Origin of the sequence: Methylobacterium sp. W2, from assembly GCF_020662345.1 — a bacterium.
GTDB lineage: Bacteria > Pseudomonadota > Alphaproteobacteria > Rhizobiales > Beijerinckiaceae > Methylobacterium.
Map to the genome: position 1 here is coordinate 65,129 of NZ_VMOA01000016.1, position 22,911 is coordinate 88,039.

Here is a 22,911-nt window from a genome sequence, read left to right on the forward strand (position 1 = left end):
CCGGGTACGGAGCAGGCTCCGGGAAACGCGAAGCGTCCCCGGTCGATCCAGGCCTTCGCCTCGTCACGCCGTCGCGCCCTCGATCTCGCCGCTCAGTTCCAGCCATTCCTCCTCGGCCGCTTCCAGGGCGGCGGCCGCGTCCGAGCGCATCTTGGCGAGTTCGCCGGCTTTGGCGGCGTTGGTCTGGAAGGCGGTGCCGTCGGCGAGCGCGGCGTCGATCTTGGTCATAGCGTCGGTGAGCTTCTTCATCCGCCCCTCGACCCCCTCCAGCTTCTTGCGCAGGGGGGCCAAAGCCACGCGGCGGTCGGCGTTGGAGCGGCGCTCCAGCGCCTTCACCCCGCCGGTCGCATCGGACGTGCCCTTTTCGGCCTCGCGTTCGGGGCCGGCGAGGACGAAGCGGCGGTAATCGTCCATGTCACCGTCGAAGGCCTTCACGCTGCCATTCGCCACGAGCCAGAGCCGGTCGGCGCAGGCCTCTACCAGGAAGCGATCGTGCGAGACGAGGATGACCGCGCCCTCGTACTCGTTGATCGCCTCCACCAGGGCCTGCCGGCTCTCGATGTCGAGGTGGTTGGTGGGCTCGTCGAGGATGAGGAGATGCGGCCCCTTGAAGGCCGCGAGCCCCATCAGCAGGCGCGCCTTCTCGCCGCCGGAGAGCTGCGAGACCGGCGTCTCGGATTTGGTCCCTGAGAACCCGAGCCGGGCGGCAGCGGCGCGGGCCTTCGATTCCGGCACGTCCGGCATCAGATCGCGGACATGGGCGTAGGCGCTCTCGGCCGGGCGCAACTCGTCGAGCTGGTGCTGGGCGAAATAGGCGACCTCCATCTTGCCCGAACGCCGCATCTCGCCGCTCAAGGGGGGCAGGCGCCCGCCGATGAGCTTGCAGAAGGTCGACTTGCCGTTGCCGTTGGCGCCGAGCAGCGCGACCCGGTCGTCGGGGGCGAGGCTGAGGTTGAGCCCCGACAGCACGATCCGGTCCGGGTAGCCCGCCTGCACCCGCTCCATGGCGACGATGGGCGGGGATAGCGGCCGCTCCGGGCTCGGCAGGCGGAAGGCCGGCACGTCGTCCTCGATCACCGAGGCGATGATCTCCATCTTGGCCAGCCGCTTGACCCGGGACTGGGCCTGGCGTGCCTTCGTCGCCTTGGCCTTGAACCGGTCGACGAAGCTCTGGAGATGCGCCCGCTCCGCATCCTGCTTGGCCTTGGCCTTGGACTGGAGCACGCGCTTCTCGGCCACCTGCCGGGCAAAGGAAGTGTAGCCGCCCCGGTAGATGCTAAGCTTGCCGCGGTCGAGATGCAGGATGTGATCGACGCATTCGTCGAGCAGGTCGCGGTCGTGGGAGATGATGACGGCGGTGCGCGGATAGCGCTCGAGGTAGTCGTAGAGCCAGATCGTCCCCTCGATGTCGAGGTAGTTGGTGGGCTCGTCGAGGAGCAGCAGGTCGGGCTCGGAGAACAGCACCGCGGCCAGCGCCACGCGCATGCGCCATCCGCCGGAGAAGTCGGAACAGGGCCGTCCCTGCGCCTCCGCATCGAAGCCGAGACCGTGCAGGATCGCCGCCGCGCGGGCCGGGGCCGAATGCGCCTCGATGTCCACGAGCCGGGTCTCGATCTCGGCCCGGCGCAGGCCGTCGGCATGCTCCGCCTCCGCCATCAGGCGCGCCCGCTCGGTATCGGCGGCGAGCACCACGGCATGCAGCGTTTCCGGGCCGGCCGGGGCTTCCTGCGCCACGGCGCCGATGCGCATGCCCTTGGGCATCGAGACGGTGCCGCCCTCGGTGGGCAATTCGCCGAGGATCGCCTTGAACAACGTCGTCTTGCCCGCGCCGTTGCGGCCCACGAGCCCGACGCGGGCCCGGTCCGGAATGACGAAGGTGGCGCCGTCGAGGATCAGGCGTTCGCCGATGCGGTAGGTGAGGTCGTTGACGCGGAGCATGAAAGGCTTCTGGCGGCGCGCGGCAAGGGTTGCAAGGGGAAGGGCGCTAAGCAGGTTCTGATCGCAGAACCGGGGGCCACTTCTGCGAAACCTGCTTAGGGGGAGGGCGGCGGCCGCCCGTATCCGGCGGGGGCGGAGCGCTGTAATCCGGCCGCCATGACCGTGACGCTTCTCGCCGCCCTCGTTCCGATCGCCCTCCTGATAGGCCTCGGCGCGGCCTTGCGCCGCCTCGGCTTCCTCGCCGAGGGCTTCTGGCCGCAGGCCGAACGCCTCGCCTATTACGTGCTGCTGCCGAGCCTGCTTCTCGACAGCCTCGCCACCGCGCGTCTCGCCGACGTCCCGGTGGGTGCACTCGCCCTGGTCCTGGTTTCCTCGACCCTGGCGGTGGCGGGGCTGACGCTGGCCGCCCGGCCGCGCCTTGGCTTTAGCGGACCGGCTTTCACCTCGGTGTTCCAGGGTGGGATCCGGTTCAACAACTATGTGGGGGTCTCGGCGGCGGCCGGACTCTACGGCGCTCAGGGCGTCGCGCTGGCGGCGGTGGCGAACGCCGCGATCGTGCCGACGGTCAACGTCCTCTGCGTTCTGGTCTTCGCCCGTTTCGGCACGGCGGGCCGACCCTCGGCCCTCGGCCTCGCGCGGCAGATCGCCCTCAACCCGTTGGTCCTCGGCAGCCTGGGCGGCATCGCGCTCCAGGCCTCGGGGCTCGGCCTGCCGCCGGGACTCGAGCCGATGCTGCGGGCCCTGGGCCAGGCGTCGCTGCCGCTGGGCCTGCTCTGCGTCGGGGCAGCCCTCGATTTCGGAGCGGTGCGAAGCTGGGTCCGGCCGGTCGCCGTGGCGTCCCTGATCAAGTTCGGGCTGATGCCCACCGCCACCGTGCTGGCCTGCCTCGCCTTGGGGCTCAAGGGTCCGGCCGCGGTGACGGCCCTGCTGTTCCAGACCCTGCCGACCGCGTCGTCGTCCTACATCATGTCGCGCCAGCTCGGCGGGGACGCAAAGCTGATGGCAGGGATCACGGCGACCCAGACCGTGATCGCCGGGGTGGTGCTCCCCCTCGTCCTGGCCATCGTGCTGGCTTTGGCCGGAATCGGCTGAGGCGCCCCGGCGGGACCCGCGTCAGCCCAGTTCCCAGGCGGCGGGATCGCTCATCAGCGCCGCGACGAGGGCGTGATTCAGCGCGTGCCCCGTATGCGCGGCCTCGATCCGGCCGAGAATCGGGTACCCCGCCAGCGCCAGATCGCCGATCAGATCCAGCATGCGGTGGCGCACCGGCTCGTCCGGCACCGTCATCCCGCCGAGGATGCACCCGCCCACGATACAGGCGGTCGAGGACAAATTCGCCCCCCGCAGCAGCGGCTTGCCCAGGAGCGTCCCGTAGATCTTGGCCGGAATTGCCCATTTGGCCCGCCCGAAGCTGCGCGAGGGAGCCAGTTGCTCGGTGAACACTTCCGGGGTGATCGTGCCGGACCAGTGCATGGGGGCGAAATAGGAGAGTTCGAGGCGACCGGAGAGGTGGAGCGCGTCCGCCGGCGCGATCCTCAATGTCCGGTGGCCCTGGCGGACCTCGACCGGCCGCAGCATCCGGATGCTGCGCAGCGGCGCGTCGCTTTCCGTCCGGCCGCTCGCGCGCAGGCCCTCGCACCAGGGCAGGGCGCCACCGTCGAAGATCGGCAGTTCCTCCGCGTCGAGGGAGACCAGCGCATTGTCGATGCCATAGGCGTAGAGCGCGGCCATGAGGTGTTCCACGGTCCGGACCAGGGGGCCTTGGGGCGAGCGAAGGGCGGTGCAGAGCGGCTGCGTCTCGCGAAAGGACCAGAGGGCCGGCACATCCACGGTGCGGCCACGGCCGAGGATGCGCCGGAACACGATGCCGTGGTCGTCGCCAGCGGGCGCGACGGTGACCGTGACGCGGCGCCCGGTATGCAGGCCGTAGCCCGTCAGATGGACGCTCGCGGACAACGTGGCCTGCCGGTGGCGCGCACTCGGCGACGCCACCTCGCGCGCGGCCTGCATCGATGGCGGGGAGCCAAATCCCCGATCGATCCTGGATGGCTCTGACGGAAGGGTCGCGCCCGTGACGTCTCTCGATGACGCTGACCCTACCAACACGTCCCGTCTCCCGGCGCGATCAACCGGGATTGTCTTGAGACAGGCGGTTCATTCTCGGCGTGCGCCTAGCGTAACCCGGATCAATCGGGGAGGCGGGTAAACTACGCGCGATGAGCAACGTCTTTCTCACACGATCGCAATGCCGCAGCGGAACCCAAAATCCGGCGGCGCGACTTTTGGTAGGGATGGGCCGCCGGAATGGGTTGACCCACGGGACCGGCAGCTTAACGATCACCCGCTTTAGGAGATGATACCCGTGACTGCAGGACGGCTGGCGACAATCCCCTTCTTCAAGGAGCCGGGAATCGAGCTGTCGGCCTACGAGACCCGTTGCCATTGGCGTCGGTTCGATGAGAACGAAGTCCTCGTCGATTATGACGACATCTCCACCGACGTGTATTTCCTCGTCTCGGGCGAGGTCCGTATCCTCAACCGTTCGCAATCCGGCAAGGAAGTGATCCTCGGCGAGATGCGGGGCGGCGCGTTCTTCGGCGAACTCGCGGCCCTCGACGGGATCGGCCGCTCGGCCAATGTCACCGCCCTGACCCGCGGCGAGGTCTGTGTCGTCCCGGCCCCGACCTTCCGGCAGATGATCTTCGCCTCCGAGCCCATCGCCGACCGTCTGTTCCGGCTGCTGGCCAAACGCGTGCGCGAACTGAACACGCGGCTGATGGAACACGCGCTCCTCGACCTGCGCCACCGCCTCTATGCCGAGTTGCTGCGCCTGTCGGTTCCCCGCGCCGGCGGCGATGGCGAACGGGTGGTGACGCCGCCGCCCTATCACCACGTGCTCGCCGCTCGCATCGGCTGCCGCCGCGAGCAGGTCACCCGCGAATTCACCGTGATGGCGGCCGATGGCCTGATCGACCGGACCCGGGGGGCCCTCGTCATCCGCCGGCCCGACCTGCTGGAAGCGCGGGTGGCCGAAGCCTTGCGCGAGGACAATTGACGGCGCGGAACGCCGTGGCTCCGTTCCTCACCCTCGAACGACTGACGAAGACGTTCGGCACCCATGACGCGGTGGCGGATGTCTCGCTCGACATGCCATCGGGCGAAATCCTGTGCCTGCTCGGCCCCTCCGGCTGCGGCAAGAGTACCCTGCTTCGCCTGATCGCCGGGTTCGAGGCGCCTACGGGCGGATCGATCCACCTCGACGGCACCGATCTCACCGGCCTCGCCCCGCACAGGCGGCCGGTGAACATGATGTTCCAGTCCTACGCGCTGTTTCCCCATCTCAGCGTCGCGCGCAACATCGGCTACGGGCTGAAAGGCCTCGGCCGCGCGGCCGCCTCCGCCCGCGTGGACGAGTTGCTGCGCTTGGTGCGGCTAGAGGGTTTCGGGAACCGGGCACCTGAGACCCTGTCCGGCGGCCAGCGCCAGCGCGTCGCCCTCGCACGCGCCCTGGCGCGCGAACCGAAAATGCTCCTCCTCGACGAACCCCTCGGCGCCCTCGACCGGGGCCTGCGCGAGCAGACCCAGGGCGAGTTGCGCGCGATCCAGCGCCGCCTGGGCACCGCCTTCATCATCGTCACCCACGATCCCTCGGAGGCCATGGCGCTCGCCGACCGGATCGGCGTGATGGACAAGGGCCGTCTCGTCCAGATCGGCCGGCCCGAGACGCTCTACGAACGGCCCGTCAACCGCTTCGTCGCCGGCCTGCTCGGCGACGTGAACCTCATTCCGGGGACGGTCCGGGACGCCGACGGAGCGCTGGTGCGGGTCGAGACCGCCCTCGGTCCGGTCCTCGCCCTCGGGGAGGGCGCCCCGGCCGCGGGCGCTCCCGCGCTGGTCGCCCTGCGCCCCGAACGTCTGAGCACGTCTTCCGCCGACGGGGATCGCAATGCCCTCGACGGGCACGTCGAGGCATCGACCTATCTCGGCGACCGCATCCGCCTCCAGATCCGCATGGTGGATGGCAGCACGATCCGCGCGACCCTGCCCGCCGGAGCCGGGCTCGCCAGTGGCGCCCCGGTGCGCCTGTCCTTCGCCCCCGACGCCGCGACGGTCATGGCGGCGTGATGAAGCGGCTCCTCCCGGTTGCGCCGTATCTGTGGCTCGCCGCCTTCGTGCTGCTGCCCTGCCTCATCACCCTCAAGATCAGCCTGTCCTCGCCGGCGACGGCACAGCCGCCCTACCTGCCGGTGCTCGACTGGAGCGCCGGGATCGACGGATGGGGCGCGTTCCTCGAAGCCCTGGACTTCGCCAATTTCGAGACCCTGGCCGGCGACAGCCTGTATCGCGACGCAGCCCTGTCCTCCCTGCTCTATGCAGGCATGGCGACGGCGATCCTGGTGATCCTCGGCACGCCCGTCGCCCATGCGCTGGCCCGCTCGCCGGCCCGGCTCCAGCCGCTCCTCGTGGCCCTGGTGATCGTGCCGTTCTGGTCGAGCTTCCTCATCCGCATCTATGCCTGGATCGCGATCCTGAAGCCCGAGGGCCTGCTCAATGCCGGCCTCATCTGGGCCGGTCTCATCGCCCGCCCCCTCGACATCCTGAACACGCCGGCCGCGGTAATGATCGGCCTGACCTATGCCTACCTGCCCTTCATGGTGCTGCCGCTCTACGCGGTGCTCTCCCGCCTCGACCCGACCCTGACGGAGGCCGCCGCCGATCTCGGAGCCTCGCCGGCGCGGGCGTTCTGGACCGTGACGCTGCCTCTGGCCCGGCCCGGCATCGTCGCGGGCGCGCTCCTCTGCTTCATTCCGATGGTGGGCGAGTTCATCATCCCCGATCTCCTCGGCGGCTCCGATACGCTGATGCTCGGCCGCGTCCTGTGGAGCGAGTTCTTCTCCAACCGCGACTGGCCCCTCGCCTCGGCGGTGGCGGTGCTGCTCCTCGTCCTCATCGTCGGACCGATCGTGCTGTTCCGCGATGCCGAGCGCGAGCGCGGGGAGGTCGGCCGATGAGCCCGCTCAACCGGATCAGCCTCGGGCTCGGACTCGCCTTCCTCTACGCGCCGATCGCCGTCCTCGTCGTCTTCTCGTTCAACGCCTCGTCCCTCGTCACGGTCTGGGGCGGGTTCTCCACACGCTGGTACGGGGTGCTCGTCAACGACGGCCCGCTCATCGCCGCCGCCCTCGTCTCCCTGAAAGTGGCGGCGCTCGCCGCCCTGGTGGCGACCGTCCTCGGCACGCTGGCGGCGCTGGCCCTCGACCGCAGCGGCCGCTTTACCGGGCGGGGCGCCTTCACCGGCCTCGTCTACGCGCCGATGGTGATGCCGGAGGTGATCACCGGCCTGTCGCTGCTGCTGCTCTTCGTCGGGCTCGGCCTCGACCGTGGCCTCGTGACCCTGATCATCGCCCACGCCACCCTCGGCCTCGGCTTCGTCGCCGTGGTGGTGGGCGCCCGGTTGAAGGGGCTCGACCGCTCGCTGGAGGAGGCGGCGGCGGATCTCGGAGCAGGACCGCTCCGCGTCTTCGCAACGGTCACCCTGCCGCTGATCGCACCGTCCCTGGCGGCGGCGTTCCTCCTCGCCTTCACCCTCTCCCTCGACGACCTCGTCATCGCGAGCTTCGTCTCGGGACCGGGGGCGACGACGCTGCCGATGCGGCTCTACAGCCAGGTCCGTCTCGGGGTGAACCCGGAGATCAACGCCGCCTCGACGCTTCTCGTCGGCGGCGTCACCCTCGTCGTGCTGACGGCGTCGTTCCTCACCGGCCGCCCCTCCGCCGGGGCTCAGGGCACGTAGGCCCGCACCCGTGTGGGCAGGTCGAGAGCCCCCGTCCTCGGCCCCTGCATCGCATCGGGAGCGAGGATCGAGCCGCCCCGGGAATCGAGATCGGAACCGCCCTCGCGCGGGATGACGCGAACGGCGACCGCATCCCAGGGGCCGTCGATGTCGAAGAGCGGCCCCTGCGCCGGGGCCGGAGACAGGGTCTGGGGTGAGACCGGCCGCGGGAGGGTGTCGGTGGATGCGCGCGGTGTCAGCTCGGCCCTCGCGGCGAGGGTCCGCTCCGGCAGCGACAGGGTTCCGCGCAGGGACGCGGACAGCGACGTGGTCTTCAGCATTCCATCCGTGATCTCGCCGATCCCATCGACGAAGCGCAGGATCACCCCCGCGCGCTCGAAGGGCGTGCGGCCATTCCGGCGGACTAGGGCGCCATCGGCGGCGACGCCGTTGCGATGGACCACGTCGGCGAGGTCGAGCCCGGCGAGGGTGCCGTTCTCCATGGCCAAGGACGAGCGGCCGTTGAGGTGTGCGATCAGCCCGGCGGCGGTGCGGCCCGACCCCTCCAGGGTGAACTGCCCCTGGCCGTTGCCCAGAATCCAGCCCTCCTGCCCGACATCGACGAGGAGGGCGCCGAGATCGACCTGGTCGAAAGTCCCCTGCGCACGCAGTTCCGTCTCGCCGCGATCGGTGGCCGAGGTGGTCAAGCCGAACCGTCCCTTGACGAGGCCGCCCCTCACCATGGCGCGGACGAGAGAGCCCTCCACGCTGCCGTCCCGCACCAGGACGCTGGATGCGAGATCCTCCATCACCACCGGGCCGAGGCGGGCACTGCCCGCCGAGAGCCGCAGGTCGAGGTCGCCTCCGGTGAAGGGCCGCAGGGCCAGACTCTGCCGGCTCCAGCCGTTGGCGTTCAACGTGTCGTCCGAGCCGAAGACCCGGACCAGGGTGGCCAGGACGGGGGCGAGGTTCAGGCTCTCCGCCGCCAGGGTCGCCTGCAGGGCCGGGCGACCCTGGCCGAAGCTGATCGAGCCGGCACCTTCGAGGCTGTTGTCACCGAGCCGCAGACGCATGGACGGCAGCAGCAGGGTCCGGCCCGAACTCTCGAAGGTGCCGTCGATGGCCAGGGTCTCGAGGAAGGGCGACAGGGCGATGTCCGTCCCCGCCCAGGCCAAGGTCTCGCGCAGGGACCGGGTCTGCAGGCTGCCCTGGCCACGGAGCGACACCCCGTCGGCGAGGCTGCCGCTTCCCTCCGCCGTCATCTGGCCCGCGGGCCAGGTCGCGCTGGCGGAGAACGGGGATTCGCGGCCCGAGAACAGCTCGTCGAGGCGAACCCCGGAGAGCGAGAACCGGGTGGGAGTCTCGTTCCAGAGGAAGCTTCCCGCGACGTTGGTCTGCGAACTCCAGAACGGCCAGGCGAGGACCAGATCGACGTCGCTGGCGGTCTGGGCACTGCCGTCGCGGGGATCGCGCCCCACCAGGATCGCATCCGTGAGGCTGATGCGACGGGGACGCGCAGCGCCGCCCTCGGTCAGGCGCGCCTTCAGGCGACGGAACGGCTCGACCCAGCGCCGATCCCCGTCATCGACGGGGAGGGTGATCGTGGTGCGTTCGAGGGAGAGGGTATCGACCTCGATGCGGCCGGCGAGAAGGGCGCGGATCCCGAGCTTGAGGGCGAGCGATCCGCCCTCGGCGAGAAGCGGCCCGTCCACCGTCCCGGAGCTGAGCCGGACGCCCTCGAAATCCAGCCGGGGAATCGGAAGCAGGGCGATGCCCGTAGGGCCCTCGGCCGTCATCGCGATTCCGTAACTGGTCGCCAGCGACTTGCCGACGCCCCGCGTCAGGCGCGCGGAGGCCACGGACCAGGGCAGGCAGGCAGCGATCAGGGCGAGAACGAGGCTGCCGATACAGACGGCCGGCAGGAGGCGGCGGAGCGGCATATCTCTCCCTATCGGAGCAAAACCGCGACGCGCGGTCCCGCGCACGGCCTCGCCGAGCCGCTGCGGTCGATCTTCGAAAACCTGCCCCCCGTTCCCTTCCATAGCGAGCCGGACAGGCTTTGTCTGCCATGCATCATTTCTCCGCAGTGGAGCATTCGGAAACAGCCTCCCATCCTTGGGGCCGTCCTTGCCCCACGGCTCAACCTGCTACAGGTCTTGCCAGCCTTATCCTTTCCACCACGATGTTCTCCCGCAGGATCTTGCCGAAACGCCATGTCCTGGCGCAGAGACAGGGCAGACGGACGCGGCCCTCCCTGGCAGATCTGAGCCCCGCGCGAGCCGGGCCGGGGAGGCGGGATTGGCTCGTGTTTCGCAGGGCGGCCCGAAACGGCGCCAGGGACCGGATTTCGGGAGGAAGGCTTGAGATGAAGAAGGTATATTCCGACGCCACGCAGGCGGTCGCCGGCTTGCTCAAGGACGGCATGACGATCATGGCCGGCGGCTTCGGCCTGTGCGGCATCCCCGACGAACTGATCGACGCGATCCAGGCGTCAGGGGTGAAGGATCTCACCGTCATCTCCAACAATGCCGGCATCGACAATGTCGGCCTCGGCAAGCTGCTGCAGACCCGCCAGATCGCGAAGATGATCTCGTCCTATGTCGGCGAGAACAAGGAATTCGCCCGCCAGTATCTGGGCGGTGAACTCGCCATCGAGTTCAACCCGCAAGGCACGCTGGCCGAGCGCATCCGCGCGGGCGGGGCGGGCATCCCCGCCTTCTTCACCAAGACCGGCGTCGGCACCCTCATCGCCGAGGGCAAGGAGGTGCGCGAGTTCGACGGCGAGGCGTACGTAATGGAGCGCGGCCTGTTCGCGGATCTCGCCATCGTCCATGCCTGGAAGGGCGATACCGAAGGCAACCTCGTCTACCGGAAGACCGCCCGCAACTTCAATCCGATGATGGCCACCGCCGCCACGGTGACGGTCGCCCAGGTCGAACACCTTGTTCAGCCGGGCGAGATCGACGGAGACGCGATCCATACGCCGGGCATCTTCATCAAGCGCATCATCCACGTGGCGATCCGCGAGAAGAGGATCGAGCAGCGCACCACGCGCAAGCGTGGCGAGACCGCCGCCTCCTCCGCCGCCGTCTGACAACCTAGGGAGACACCACCATGGCCTGGACCCGCGAACAGATGGCTGAGCGCGCCGCCAAGGAGCTGCGCGACGGCTACTACGTGAACCTCGGCATCGGCATTCCGACCCTGGTCTCGAACTACATTCCCGACGGCATGTCGGTTCAGCTGCAATCCGAGAACGGCATGCTCGGCATGGGGCCATTCCCCTACGAGGGCGAGGAAGACCCCGACCTCATCAATGCCGGCAAGCAGACGATCACCGAATTGGCGACCACGAGCTATTTTTCGTCCTCCGATTCCTTCGGCATGGTCCGGGGCGGGCACATCAACCTGTCGATCCTCGGCGCCATGCAGGTGGCGGAGAACGGCGACCTCGCCAATTGGATGATCCCCGGCAAGATGGTGAAGGGCATGGGCGGCGCCATGGATCTCGTCGCCGGCGTGAAGAAGGTGGTGGTGGTGATGGAGCACACCGCCAAGGGCAAGGACGGGTCGGAGGCGCCCAAGCTCCTCACCGCCTGCGACCTGCCGCTGACCGGCACCGCCGTCGTCGACATGGTGATCACGGATCTCGGCGTCTTCACCATCGACAAGAAGGGCGATGGCGGCATGGTCCTGGTCGAACTCGCCGATGGCGTCACCGAGGAGGAGATCCGCTCCAAGACCCAGGGCGCCTTCACCGTGGCGCTGAACTGAGTGTCTCTCTGAAACTCCCGCCGCGCCGCCGTGCCTCGAACGAGAGCCGGTGGTGGCCGGGAGTTGTCTCAGCCGCTCCGGATCGCCGCGGCGCGAAACCGACGATCGACAACGAAAGGGCTCCCGATGCGACCGCATCGGGACCCCTTTGCCTGACAGAACCGGCCTTTAGCGTGAGCCTCAAGTCCTCGCGGCCGGCGGCTCCTGAAACCGGACCGGGAACGGGAAGGCGGCCCGCAGGGGCTTCGTGTCGAGGGGAGATGGCGGGAGCACGCAGGCCCGGCGCTCAAGCCAGGTCAGATCCCCAAACTTGCGGGGAAGTTCGAGGGCTTCGTCGGAGAGACCCACCGATTGCTTGTAGTCCCGCATCTTGAAGGAATCCTTCGCCTCCTTCTCGCCCTCCGACAGCCGCGCCGATTGGGCGGGGACACCATAGGCATGCGCCACGATGAGGCCGTGCAGCGAGGTGGTGACGATCTCGTCGCAGGAGAGGATCTCGCGGATCACCCGCTCGATATCCTCGAACGACACGGCGAGGAGCGAGATGACCTTGACGTGGTCGGCGCCCACCGCCTCGACGGCCTTGCGGATCCGCGCTTCCTGCAGGACATGCGCGATGATGCCGACCTTGTGGGTCTTTTCCACCGCGGGCGCATAGAGTTCGGGGAGCAGGATCGCGGCGTCGCCATAGATTTCGGGGCATTGCCCGCCCGCGGCCAGAACGGCGTCACGCGAGAGCGGCCCGCGAACCGCCGAATAGATCGCGGTCGGGCAGATATCATCGGTGCTGCGGGGCATGCCAGTTCCCCACAGATACATGCCGGGACGGGCGAACTTGGCGATGCTGCCGATGCAGAGGCCGTCCGCCTGTTTCGCATTGTACCAGCGGGGCATGACGCCGAAGGCATGCCAGAGCACGTAAGGCGTCAGGATATCGCCGAAATTCCCCGGGAACGGACTGCGCATCCACCAGATCTTCGGACGAAACCGTTCGTCGAGCCCGGCTTCCGCTGCGATATCGTCGAGGGTGAGCAGGGAGTGATAGGCCGCTACGAGGGCTCCCCATTTCTCGACGGACTGGCCCAGCAACTCGGCTTCCAGCTGGTGGAAGGCGTCCCGCTCTCCATTCCTGAGGAAGGTCAGGAACGTCCGCTCGGCAAGAGCCTCTTCATCATTCGCCAATGTTCGTCTCTCCCTACAGAGCCGGCCCCGGATTCGGAGCCGCTTCTCGGAAAAATGCAAAGCGGCGACAAAGACTTAAAACGCCTCGTCATCCAGCGACCGCCGGGGGCTTATCTCAGGGCGCAAAGGCCCTGTCGAGGCGATTCATCGTGCTCCCCACCCATGCCGCGTCGTCCGGCCGGTCAGCCGCAACCCGCATCCGGGACAGACGCTCTAGGCAGCGAGGCCCATGAAGGCCCGCATCGGCGCGGCATCGGCGCGGAGATCGGCGGCCTGCCCCTCATAGACGACGTGGCCGTTGTTGAAGCCGTAGACCCGCTGGGCGAAGCTCAGCACCGCCGCCACGTTCTGTTCCACCACGACGATCGTCCGGCCTTCCTGCGCGAGGCGGCGCGTGAGGGCGATCAGGTCCTGGACGATGAGGGGTGCCAGGCCCTCGAACGGTTCGTCGAGGAGGATGATCCGGGGATCGCGGATGAGCGCCCGGGCGATCGAGAGCATCTGCTGCTCACCGCCGGACAAGGTGCGCCCCCGCGACGTCCGGCGTTCCTTCAATCGCGGAAAAACCTCCCAGATCCGGTCGAGGGACCATGGCTTCTGCGCGGTCAGGCGGGCGACGCGCAGGTTCTCCTCCACCGTGAGGGTGCCGAAGATGGCGCGCTCCTCCGGCACGAGCTGCATCCCGACGCGGGCGATCTTCTCGGGCCGCAAGCCGTGGATCGGCTTGCCGTCGAGGCGGATCGTTCCGCTGCGGGGAGACAGGGCGCCCATCAGCGTCCGGAGCGTCGTCGTCTTGCCCGCGCCGTTGCGGCCGAGCAGCGCCACGACCTCGTTCTCCTCGACCCGGAGCGACACGTCGAACAGGACGTGTGAATCCCCGTAGAGCGTGTTGATGGTCTCGACCTCAAGCAGGCTCATTCATGGCTCCCCGGATGCGAGTGGACTCGCCGGTCTCGTCCTCCTCCGGTCCCGTACCGAGATAGGCTTTGCGCACGGCGGGATCGCGGCGCACCTCCTCGGCCGGTCCATCCGCGAGGAGGTGCCCGTCGCTGAGGACGGTGACCTGCTCGGCGAGGTCGAAGACGGCATCGAGATCGTGTTCGACGATGAGGATCGTGCAGGAGCGTCCGATCCGCCGGATCAGCGCGCAGGTCGCGACCCGCTCGGAGGGACTCATCCCGGCGAGCGGTTCGTCGAGGAGGAGGACGTTGGGGCTGGTCGCCAGCGCCATCCCGATCTCGAGGCGGCGCTTCTCGCCATAGGCCAGGATGCTGGCGCGGGTTTCCGCCCGCAGGCCGAGATCGAGGATGGCCAGCATGGTCTCCACCTGCTCCTCCACCTCCGCCCGACCCACCGAGGGGGCGAGGAGATCGAGGCGGAACCTGCCGCGCGCCCGGGCGAGGGCGGCCACCCGCAGGTTCTCCCGCACCGTCAGGTTGAGGAAGAGCTGGTTGAGCTGGTTGCTCTTGGCGACGCCGAGCTGCGTGGCACGGGTCACCCCCGCCCCCGTGAGCCGTTCGCCGAACAGCAGGACCGAACCGGCGCTCGGGCTCACCTCGTCGGAGAGCATCTTGAAGAGGGTGCTCTTGCCGGCGCCGTTCGGGCCGATCACCGCATGGATCGATCCTCGCCGGACCCGGAAGCTGACCCCGTCCACGGCCTTCAGGCCTCCGTAATGCCGGGCGAGATCCTGGGCCTCCAGGGCGATCTCCGCATGCGACGCGCGGCCGTCGATGGCCGGCCGGGGCATGGGCAGCGCAACCTCGGCCGGGATTTCGGGAGTGAGGGCTCCGGTCGTCGCCTCGATCGCCTCGGTGCGGGCCTCGGCGGCGCGCAGGAGCGCCGCGTCGCGCCGCTGCTCCCAGCGATGCAGGATCTCGCCGCAGATGCCGCGGCGCAGGCCCATCACGAGACCGATGAAGGCGATTCCGAGAATAAGCTTCCAGAGAGGGCCCAGGCCGGGGATGAGCTGAAGGTTGTCGCGCAGCCACAGCCAGAGCGCCGCCCCCACCAGGGGGCCGACGAGGGTGCCGACCCCGCCGACGATCGTCTGCACCACGAGCTGGCCCGACGTCTCCAGCGCGAAGGCGTCCGGCGGCATGTAGCTCTGGAAGGAGCCGAGCATCGCTCCGGCGAGGCCCGCATAGAGCGCCGCGATGGTGAAGGCCGCGAGCTTGTAGGCGGGGACGTCGTGCCCGAGCATGGCCACGCGGGGCGTATTCTCCTTGATGGCCTTCAGGATCAGGCCCACCGGCGACCGCACGATGCGCCGGGCCAGCACGAAGCCGAGGAAGAAGGCGGCGGCCAGGAGCGCATACATCGGCAGGCCCGCCGTGATCCGGATGGCGCCGTCGCCGAAGCCGATCACCGGCACGGGCACCCCGGCGATGCCGTTCTCGCCGCCCGTGTAATCCGACAGCGACGAGTTCTGGATGAAGTAAGCCATCTGGCCGAAGGCCAGGGTGATCATCGCGAAGTAGATGCCGATCCGCCGCACGGCAAGCCAGCCGACGGCGATGCCGAACAGGCCGGCGGCCAGCGTGCCGATGAGGAAGGCGAGCCAGACGCTCTGGATCGTCCCCGAGACCAGCAGGTAGGCGGCGACGAAACCGCCGGCCCCGTAGAAGGCCGCCTGCCCGAAGGAGAGCAGACCGGCGAGCCCGAAGAGGATGTCGAAGCCGAGGCCGAACAGGGCCCAGTTCAGCGCCCGCGACAGCAGGTCGTGGGAGAAGCCGAGCGGGGGCAGGAGGACGGGGGCGGCGATGAGAACGACGAAGAGGGCGAGCTCGGGCAACAGCGCCCGGAGGGGGCCGCGTGTCATCAGACGCGTCCCTCCGTGCCGAACAGGCCCTGCGGCCGCGCCACGAGGACGAGGGCCATCAGGCCGTAGAGCATCACTTCCGAGTAGGCGGAATCGAAGGCGCTGGTGAGGCTGATGATCTCGCCCGCGATGAGGCCGCCGACGATGGCGCCGGGAAACGACCCGAGGCCGCCGAGCACGATGACCACGAAGGACTGCACCATGAAGCTCGCGCCCATGTCGGGCGTCACCGCCACCACGGGGGCATAGAGCATGCCGGCGAGCCCGACGGCGACGATGCCCACCGCGAACACGAGCAGGAAGGTCCGCCGCACGTCGATGCCGAGAATGCCGACCATGCCGGCATTCTCGATGCCGGCCCGCACCACGAGGCCGATCGAGGTCCGGTAGAGCACGAGGTAGAGGCCGACGAGAAGCGCCGCGATGATGCCGATGAGCTGCAGGCGGTAGGTCGGGTAGACCATGAAGCCGAGTTTCGTCGCGCCGGTGCCCCAGGACGGCACCGGAACCCGCTGGCTGTTGCCGCCGAAGCCGGCCCGCAATCCCTCCACCAGGACGATGCCGATCCCGTAGGTCACGAGGATCTGGTCCTCGTCCGGCCGGGCATAGAAGTGGCGGATGACGAGCCGCTCCATCGTGAAACCGATGATGAGCATGATGGCGCAGCCGCCGAGCATGGCGAGCACGAAGGAGTGCGTGGCCTGCATCATCACGAAGGCCGTGTAGGCGCCGACAGCGAACAGCGCGCCATGGGCGAAATTCAGGACGCCGAGCGTCCCGAGAATGATGGTGAGCCCGCTGGAAACGAGAGCCAGGAGGCTGCCGAGGGCGAGGCCGTTGAAGGCCTGGGAGAGGAGGACGGCGGTGCTGGGCATGATGGCGCGCCTCAGCTGTAGGGGCCGAGCTTGCACCCGAACAGATCGGGCGGGTTCATCACGGTCTCGCCGTCCACGAGGTCGACGACCTCGTAGAAATCCTCCGGCCCCTTCATGGCCGAGGGCGCCTTGCCGCGCAGGATCGGGATCGGGCGGACCATCTGGTGGTCCTCGGCGCGGAAATAGACGCGGCCGATCGTGGTCTCGTAGGGCTGCGCCTTCGAGCCCTCCATCACCTTGATGATGTCGACCGGGTTGAAACCACCCGCCCTCTCCACCGAGAGCGCCCAGAGATAGGTCTGCATGTAGGCGATGTGGGCGCCCCAGCGCGGGCGATAGGCGTTCCGGGCGAGGAAGGCCTCCACGAACGTCTTGGCGAGGGGGAAGCGGTCCTCCAGCGTCCACCAGAAATCGCAGGAGCCGTAGACGCCCTGCATCAGCTCCGGGCCGACTTCCTTGTCCTGGAACGAGGACAGGTTCGGCACCACGAGCTTCATGCTCGACAGGACGCCGAACTGCTCGGCCTGCTTCGTGGAGGCCACGGCATCCGAGCCGAAGCAGATATTGACGAAGACGTCGGCGCCGCTGTTGGCGATGTTGAGAAGCGCCGAGCTGTAATCGGCCGTCCCCAGGGGGACCGTCTCCTTCAGGACCTGCGTCCAGCCCTGCTCCTTCGAGAACTTGGAGAAGGACTCATAGACCGTCTGGCCGTAGGTGTAGTCGGGAACGAGGAAGGCGGCCTTGAGCTTCTTGCCGAGCGCCTTGGCGACGACGGGGGCGAGGGCCTTGGCAGCCATGTAGGCGTTCTGCTGCGAGCGGAAGCCGTAGCGCTGGCAGTTCTTGCCGGTGACATCGTTCGAGCCGGCGATGCCCACCATGTAGAGGACCTTGTCCCGGCTCGCGAGCTCTTCCAGGGCGATGGCCTCCGCGCTGCTGACGGAGCCCTGGAACATGATGGCCTTGTCGCGCTGGATGAACTGCGTCGCGGCCTGGACCGCCACGTTGGGCTTGCCCTCCGTATCGGCGATCTTGTGGCGGATCTGGCGGCCGAGGACGCCCTTGCCCTTCAGCCCCCAGGCGGCGGGGATCTCGCCGCCCGCGTTGATCTGCGCGATCGCGAGTTCATAGCCGAGCTTCAGGTCGCTGCCATCGCCGGAAAAGACCCCGGTGAGCGGCATGTTGAGGCCGATGAAGACCGAATCCGCGCCGACGCCGCCCGGGAATGTTCCGATCTGTGCCGGACTCTGGGCGAAGGCTGCGCGAACATCCGGCAGCATCAGTCCGGCGGCACCTCCGAGGATGAGCTTGCGACGATCGATGGTCATGGCACATCTCCATTCTGGGTCGTTGGGGCGAAGGATCGGGGGCGAAGGATCGGAGGCGAAGGATCGGAGCGGACTTCCGCGGGTTCGGTCGCTTACAGGCCGTTCGCTGGCGGAGCCGGGGGCTCGGATGCGGCAGCAAGCTCCGGGCCGTCGCGGAACCGGGCGGGTGCGAGCCGCTGGCGGTTCACGCCGAGGTCGAACACATCGAAGCGGTTGTAATAGCCGACCACGTCGTGGAACTGCTTGGGCTCGATGCAGGCATCGAGGTCGATCTCCGCATAGAGGATCCCCTCGTCCTGCAGCGCCTCGCCGATCTGCGCCCCCGTGGGATCGACGAAGAACGAGGCGGCGCGCGGCGTTGCGTCGAGCACGTCGGCGGCGCCGGGATCGCGGGCGGCGAGGAAATCGTAGGCCTTGGCGTCCAGCATGCCCGCCGTCACGAGGCCGAAGACCTTGGCCTCGAAGCAATGGGCGCTGGCCCGCAGGCGGTTGGCCGCCAGATTGTCGTAATTGCCGCCCCCCTTCGGCCGCCGCGTCGGCCAGACCGGGGGCCAGGACGAGATGTGGAACTGCTCGCCCTGCGCCATCAGGGCATAGCGCGCCAGCGGGTTAGTGTTCTCGCCGCAGATGAGCTGGCCGATCCGCCCGATCCCGGTCTCCACCACCTTCAGCCCGGCGCCGTCGCCCGGAGCCCAGATGAGCTTCTCGTAATAGGTCGGCATCAGCTTGCGATGATGGTTCAGGATCGCGCCATCCGCGCCGATGATGAGGTTGGCGTTCCACAGGCAGCCGACACTCACGGGCGAGCGCTCGCTGAGACCCAGGGACACGACGATCCCCGCCTTCTGCGCCGCCTGACGGATGCGCCCGATCTCCGGTCCATCGATGAGGACGGATTGCTCCACCATGAGGGCGAAGAGGTCGTGGTTGTCGATGGGAGCCGAGAGCGCCGCCCAGACCGGAAAGGCCGGGATGAAGGTCTCCGGGAAGGCGACGAGACCCGCCCCCGCCCGCGCCGCCTCGTGGATCAACGACACCGCCTTGTCGGTGGTGGCGGCGGCGTCGAGGAAGACGGGGGCGGCGTGGATGGCCGCGGCCTTGAAGCGTGGAAGCATGGACTGACCCTTTCGTGAACCAGCCTAACCGGCGCCCGCCGCGCGCGAAGTGGGCAAATCTGCAAGGCGCCTTGCGGAAGGGGCTCGGCGCGGCCGGCGACCGAATGGCCTGGCGTGGCGCGAGTCTTGCCAAACGATTCCCATGGCTGCGCTCGATCTGCTCGACTGGGACGACCTGAAGGTCTTCCTCAACGCCGCCAGGGGCGGCAGCCTCGCCGGGGCGGCCAAGCGCCTGAGGGTCGATCAGTCGACGGTGAGCCGCCGCCTCGCCCATCTGGAGAGTGCGCTCGGCATCGCGCTTTTCGAGCGCGTGCCGTCGGGGCTTCGCCTGAGTGAACCGGGCCAGCGCCTCCTCGGGCATGCCGAGCGGGTCGAGAGCGCGGTCATCGCCATGGGCGAGGAGGTTTCTCCCTCGGCGGCGCAGGCCAGCGGGCGGGTTCGGCTCGCGACGATGGAGGGCATCGCCTCCCTCTACCTCGCCGAGCGCTTCGTGCGCCTGCGCGAGACCCACCCGGATCTCGCGGTGGAACTCGTCACCTCGTCCCAGACCGTCTACGTCAACCGGCGCGAGGCCGACCTCTTCCTGAGTTTCTTCAAGCCGCCGGGCCAGGGGCTGGTCTCCGAACAGGTGGGGCGCTTCCGGCTCGGCCTCTACGGCGCCCCCGCCTACCTTACCCGGGCCGGCATGCCGCGCAGCGTCGACGAGCTGCGCCATCACGCCTTCGTCTCCTACATCAGCGATCTCATCCAGGTGGATTGCGTCCGCTGGCTCGACGACGTCGTGCTCGACCGTCACATCGTGTTCCACTCCAACAGCATGATCGCCCAAAAGAACGCCGCCGCGGGCGGTCTCGGCCTCGTGCTCCTGCCGAGCTTCGCCGTGAACGGGCGCGACGACCTCGTCCCCGTGCTCCATGAGACCGCCTCGACCAGCCGCGATCTCTGGCTCAACGTGCATACGGACCTGCGCTTCTCCCCCCGCATCCAGGCGGTGACGGGGTTCCTGAAGCGGCTGTTCCGCGCCGATCCCTCGCTGCAGATCGGGATGCCGTCACCGTCCCTTCCCTGCCTCCGCACCCTTGCCCTGGAGGAGCCGAATTACGCAGGATGAGCGTGCCCGCTCGAGCGACGGAGGCGTCACGCCCAACGGAGCTGAGCGCCGGTCGTCACATTGAACAATACAACTTTGAGGTCGGGCGGCGGGGAAGCGCGTCCCATCACGCCTCCGAGGGAGCGGCCCGCAAAATAAAATTCCGCCGGCCTCCCTCATATGAGTGATGACAAACCGAGAAGAGCCCTTGAGCAGAGATCGAGTGCGCCCCCCCGATCTGTTGAAAATCGAAAATTTCCTACGTCGGTCAATTAGTTAAGATGGCGACTGAAAAATATCAGCCCGCCCTGTAATCTGGACTATCGCCCAGCGGACCGAGTGAGAATTGTGGACATGTTCGTTTCGTTGTGGAAACGATCGCTGTAAGGCATGTGTGAACGAGTTCACGGCGCTGGAAATTTTTGGCGCCCTGCCATGATTTCTGCTTAAACGGCTGGATGAGAGGATGCGGACCTTGGAGATGTCACGTCGCCTTGCAGGCCCCCTCGCTCGCGAGGCAGGCCAGACTTACTCCGTCTCGGTGGCACCGAAGAAGTAGAAGTCTTCTGACACGACAACACCGAACAAAGTGGTATTGGGGAGCAAATCGTGTCGATCAACAGCCGTTTCTTCGGCGTTTTAGATCGCATGGGCTGTGGCGCTCTGCTTCTGGATTCCGACGGCGATGTAGTGGAATCCAATCAGGCGGCCATCCGGGCCATCCAGGAATTCAACGAGGACGAAACGCCGAAGTCAGTAGACCTGAGGGCCGGTTTCAAGAACGTGCTCGAAGCGGGTGGAACACGGTTTCGGCACAAGTCCGAGTCGTGGATCATGGTGCCGCGCCAGGGAAAGCGCTCCCTGGCCATTCACGCCATGCCCGCCGGCGATGAGACGGACGCTTACGGCCATACGCTCGTGACGATTGTCGATCTGAACGAGAACCCGGACCCTAGCAACGAAGTCATGCAGAAGATGTTCGGCCTTACCCAGACCGAATCCAGCATCGCCAAGCAGATCTGCTACGGAAAGACGCTGGCTGAAATCGCATCCGACAAACGCATCACTCTGTGGACTGTCCGGACACATCTGGCGTCGATCTTTTCGAAGACGCAGACACGGCGCCAATCCGATCTGATGTCACTTCTCCATCGAATCACCGCGATTGCGTGACGCGGCATCCACCCCGCCGCCGACCGACCCGAAGTCGCGCCATCCCGACACTCAGTACCGCTCACAACGCTGCCGCTGCGCCGTCGTGGCCGGAGCGAGAACGGGAGGACGGGAGGACGGTGAGTTTCGCGTGGTCCTCCGAACGCCCGGTGGCCGCTTGGCAATCCGCCGCGGCGCTTGAAATCGACTGAGACGCCCCGCCGGGAACCGATTGAGGCGGCGGCATACTCCACCTAAAAGCGGAGCTCGTCGCACTGTCGCGCCCATCGCAAGTGGAAAGCTCATGAGCAGTCTGAAATTCGGCACCAGTGGCCTGCGCGGATTGGTGACCGACCTCGTGGGATGGCCGAGCTACGCCTATGCCAGCGCGTTCTTCCGTTCGATCGCCGCGACGACGGGCGGCAGCCGCGACGTCGTGATCGGGCGGGACTTGCGCGACAGCAGCGAGGGGATCGCAGCGACGGTGGCCGCCGCCGCGGCCGGGGCCGGCTTTACCGTGTTCGATTGCGGCGCCTTGCCGACACCGGCCCTCGCGCTCGAAGGCATCCGTCGCGGGGCCTGCGCCGTCATGGTCACCGGCAGCCACATTCCGTCGGATCGCAACGGCCTGAAATTCTATCGGCCCGATGGCGAGATTACGAAGACCGACGAGGTCGCGATCCTCGCCGCCCTCGGCGACATCTCTCAGGTCGGCGACATGCCGCCCGCCGATGCCGCCACGCAGGAGCCGGGGGCGATCGACCGCTACCGTCAGCGCTACACCGATGCCCTCCCGTCCACCATCCTGGCCGGTCAGAGGATCGCGGTCTATCAGCAGAGTTCCGTGGCGCGCGATCTCCTCGCCGACGTGTTGGCCGCCCTCGGGGCCGAGATCGTCGCCATCGGCCGCTCCGACAGTTTCGTGCCCATCGACACGGAAGCCCACCGCCCCGAGGACATCGCGTTCATCCACGACGCGATGGCATCGGGCGGCTTCGACGCACTGGTAACGACCGATGGCGACGCGGACCGGCCTCTGCTCGCGGACGCCGCCGGCCGGATCGTCCGGGGAGATGTGCTCGGGCTGATCACCGCCCGCTATCTCGGCGTCGACACGGTGGTCGTCCCCGTCACGGCGGGGTCGGCCATCGAGCATGCGGGCGGTTTCCGGCGCGTCCTGCGCACCAAGGTCGGCTCGCCGTTCGTCATTGCCGGGATGGGCCGCGCGGAGAGTGAGGGAGCCAAGACCGTCGTCGGTTTCGAGGCCAATGGCGGATTCCTCCTCGGTTCGGACATTGGCGTCGGCGACAGGATCCTCTCGGCCCTGCCCACGCGCGATGCGATCCTTCCGATCGTGGCGACCTTGGCGGCGGCACGGGACGCCGGCATGACGCTCGCCGAACTCGTCGTCTCCCTGAATGTCGGCGAGACCGCCAGCGACCGCCTGCCCGAAACGCCCGCGGAGCGGAGTGGCGCGTTGCTGCGCCAACTCGGCCAGGAGGCGTTCCGCGCGGAGTTCTTCCGCCCGCTCGGCACGCCGCAGGCCGTGGATGAACAGGACGGTGTCAGGGTCGAACTCGACGGGGGACGCACGATCCACTTCCGTGCATCCGGCAATGCGCCCGAGCTGCGTTGCTACGCGGAGGCGGGAACCGCCGCCGACGCGGAGGAGATGGTTCGCTGGGGGCTGGCTTCGGCGGCGGCGGCCATGAAGGACGGAGCCCGCGCGGGTCTCGCGCCGGCTCGGTGAGCTTGGGCGCCCGATCCTGCCCCTGGGATCGCTCCGTTCCCAAGCGGGATCCGCTGGGGACTTGGTCCGGTCGGATCGGGACCCAAGCGATCGAGCGTCGGCTCGCCGACATGCGA

At 68.2% G+C, this 22,911-nt stretch carries 19 protein-coding genes; 10 read left to right on the forward strand and 9 right to left on the reverse strand.

Going from position 1 to position 22,911, the window contains the following annotated elements; all coding sequences use genetic code 11:
• Positions 1 to 63 precede the first annotated feature (63 nt).
• Positions 64 to 1,938 carry an ABC-F family ATP-binding cassette domain-containing protein gene (locus tag FPV16_RS11275; protein ID WP_227438281.1) on the reverse strand — a complete coding sequence of 625 codons (1,875 nt, stop codon included), beginning with the start codon at positions 1,936 to 1,938 and terminating at the stop codon, positions 64 to 66.
• Between the two features lie 156 nt (positions 1,939 to 2,094).
• Here FPV16_RS11275 and FPV16_RS11280 point away from each other — a divergent pair, with 156 nt between their 5' ends.
• A complete protein-coding gene (locus FPV16_RS11280; protein ID WP_227438282.1) occupies positions 2,095 to 3,030 on the forward strand; it encodes an AEC family transporter in 936 nt (311 codons plus the stop codon).
• Between the two features lie 21 nt (positions 3,031 to 3,051).
• On the opposite strand, the gene FPV16_RS11285 is transcribed toward FPV16_RS11280, so the two are convergent.
• Positions 3,052 to 3,948, reverse strand: coding sequence for a UDP-3-O-acyl-N-acetylglucosamine deacetylase (locus FPV16_RS11285; RefSeq protein ID WP_227438283.1), 897 nt, complete (start codon positions 3,946 to 3,948; stop codon positions 3,052 to 3,054).
• Positions 3,949 to 4,291: 343 nt separating this feature from the next.
• On the opposite strand from FPV16_RS11285, the gene FPV16_RS11290 reads away from it, so the two are divergent.
• Genes FPV16_RS11290 through FPV16_RS11305 form a run of 4 tightly spaced genes read left to right on the forward strand, consistent with a single transcriptional unit; the run spans position 4,292 to position 7,732 of the window.
• The gene (locus tag FPV16_RS11290) at positions 4,292 to 4,993 is read left to right on the forward strand and encodes a Crp/Fnr family transcriptional regulator (protein WP_227438284.1); all 702 of its coding nucleotides are present in this window, start codon (positions 4,292 to 4,294) and stop codon (positions 4,991 to 4,993) included.
• Positions 4,990 to 6,063, forward strand: coding sequence for an ABC transporter ATP-binding protein (locus tag FPV16_RS11295; RefSeq protein ID WP_227438285.1), 1,074 nt, complete (start codon positions 4,990 to 4,992; stop codon positions 6,061 to 6,063). The genes FPV16_RS11290 and FPV16_RS11295 overlap by 4 nt, the downstream gene beginning before the upstream one ends.
• Positions 6,063 to 6,950 (forward strand): ABC transporter permease, encoded by an 888-nt coding sequence (locus FPV16_RS11300; RefSeq protein WP_227438286.1) that lies wholly within the window; start codon positions 6,063 to 6,065, stop codon positions 6,948 to 6,950. The genes FPV16_RS11295 and FPV16_RS11300 overlap by 1 nt, the downstream gene beginning before the upstream one ends.
• On the forward strand, positions 6,947 to 7,732 hold the full coding sequence (locus tag FPV16_RS11305) for an ABC transporter permease (protein ID WP_227438287.1): 786 nt from the start codon (positions 6,947 to 6,949) through the stop codon (positions 7,730 to 7,732). Before FPV16_RS11300 ends, FPV16_RS11305 begins: the two co-directional genes overlap by 4 nt.
• On the opposite strand, the gene FPV16_RS11310 is transcribed toward FPV16_RS11305, so the two are convergent.
• Positions 7,720 to 9,651, reverse strand: a complete 1,932-nt coding sequence (locus FPV16_RS11310; protein WP_227438288.1) for an AsmA family protein — start codon at positions 9,649 to 9,651, stop codon at positions 7,720 to 7,722. The two genes, FPV16_RS11305 and FPV16_RS11310, sit on opposite strands and share 13 nt — an antisense overlap.
• 425 nt (positions 9,652 to 10,076) lie before the next feature.
• Here FPV16_RS11310 and FPV16_RS11315 point away from each other — a divergent pair, with 425 nt between their 5' ends.
• Entirely contained in the window at positions 10,077 to 10,805 is a 729-nt protein-coding gene (locus FPV16_RS11315) for a CoA transferase subunit A (protein WP_227438289.1), read from the forward strand.
• A 20-nt stretch (positions 10,806 to 10,825) separates the two neighbouring features.
• Positions 10,826 to 11,485, forward strand: a complete 660-nt coding sequence (locus tag FPV16_RS11320; RefSeq protein WP_227438290.1) for a 3-oxoacid CoA-transferase subunit B — start codon at positions 10,826 to 10,828, stop codon at positions 11,483 to 11,485.
• A gap of 180 nt (positions 11,486 to 11,665) precedes the next feature.
• Here FPV16_RS11320 and FPV16_RS11325 read toward each other — a convergent pair whose 3' ends face one another.
• From FPV16_RS11325 to FPV16_RS11350, 6 genes are all read right to left on the reverse strand, one after another.
• The gene (locus tag FPV16_RS11325) at positions 11,666 to 12,667 is read right to left on the reverse strand and encodes a polysaccharide pyruvyl transferase family protein (protein ID WP_227438291.1); all 1,002 of its coding nucleotides are present in this window, start codon (positions 12,665 to 12,667) and stop codon (positions 11,666 to 11,668) included.
• Positions 12,668 to 12,880: 213 nt separating this feature from the next.
• Positions 12,881 to 13,585 (reverse strand): ABC transporter ATP-binding protein, encoded by a 705-nt coding sequence (locus tag FPV16_RS11330; protein WP_027173895.1) that lies wholly within the window; start codon positions 13,583 to 13,585, stop codon positions 12,881 to 12,883.
• The gene (locus FPV16_RS11335) at positions 13,572 to 15,488 is read right to left on the reverse strand and encodes an ABC transporter permease subunit (RefSeq protein WP_227438292.1); all 1,917 of its coding nucleotides are present in this window, start codon (positions 15,486 to 15,488) and stop codon (positions 13,572 to 13,574) included. Before FPV16_RS11335 ends, FPV16_RS11330 begins: the two co-directional genes overlap by 14 nt.
• A complete protein-coding gene (locus FPV16_RS11340) occupies positions 15,488 to 16,363 on the reverse strand; it encodes a branched-chain amino acid ABC transporter permease (protein WP_227438293.1) in 876 nt (291 codons plus the stop codon). Before FPV16_RS11340 ends, FPV16_RS11335 begins: the two co-directional genes overlap by 1 nt.
• A gap of 11 nt (positions 16,364 to 16,374) precedes the next feature.
• Positions 16,375 to 17,688, reverse strand: a complete 1,314-nt coding sequence (locus tag FPV16_RS11345; RefSeq protein WP_227438294.1) for a substrate-binding protein — start codon at positions 17,686 to 17,688, stop codon at positions 16,375 to 16,377.
• Between the two features lie 92 nt (positions 17,689 to 17,780).
• A complete protein-coding gene (locus FPV16_RS11350; RefSeq protein ID WP_227438295.1) occupies positions 17,781 to 18,803 on the reverse strand; it encodes a carbon-nitrogen hydrolase family protein in 1,023 nt (340 codons plus the stop codon).
• A 142-nt stretch (positions 18,804 to 18,945) separates the two neighbouring features.
• On the opposite strand from FPV16_RS11350, the gene FPV16_RS11355 reads away from it, so the two are divergent.
• The 3 genes from FPV16_RS11355 to FPV16_RS11365 all read left to right on the forward strand — a co-directional run bounded on the left by FPV16_RS11355 (position 18,946) and on the right by FPV16_RS11365 (position 22,795).
• Complete coding sequence (locus FPV16_RS11355; protein ID WP_227438296.1) at positions 18,946 to 19,914, forward strand: LysR family transcriptional regulator; 969 nt, start codon at positions 18,946 to 18,948, stop codon at positions 19,912 to 19,914.
• Positions 19,915 to 20,502: 588 nt separating this feature from the next.
• On the forward strand, positions 20,503 to 21,066 hold the full coding sequence (locus tag FPV16_RS26280) for a helix-turn-helix transcriptional regulator (RefSeq protein ID WP_227438297.1): 564 nt from the start codon (positions 20,503 to 20,505) through the stop codon (positions 21,064 to 21,066).
• A gap of 283 nt (positions 21,067 to 21,349) precedes the next feature.
• Positions 21,350 to 22,795, forward strand: coding sequence for a phosphomannomutase (locus tag FPV16_RS11365; protein WP_227438298.1), 1,446 nt, complete (start codon positions 21,350 to 21,352; stop codon positions 22,793 to 22,795).
• Positions 22,796 to 22,911 lie beyond the last annotated feature (116 nt).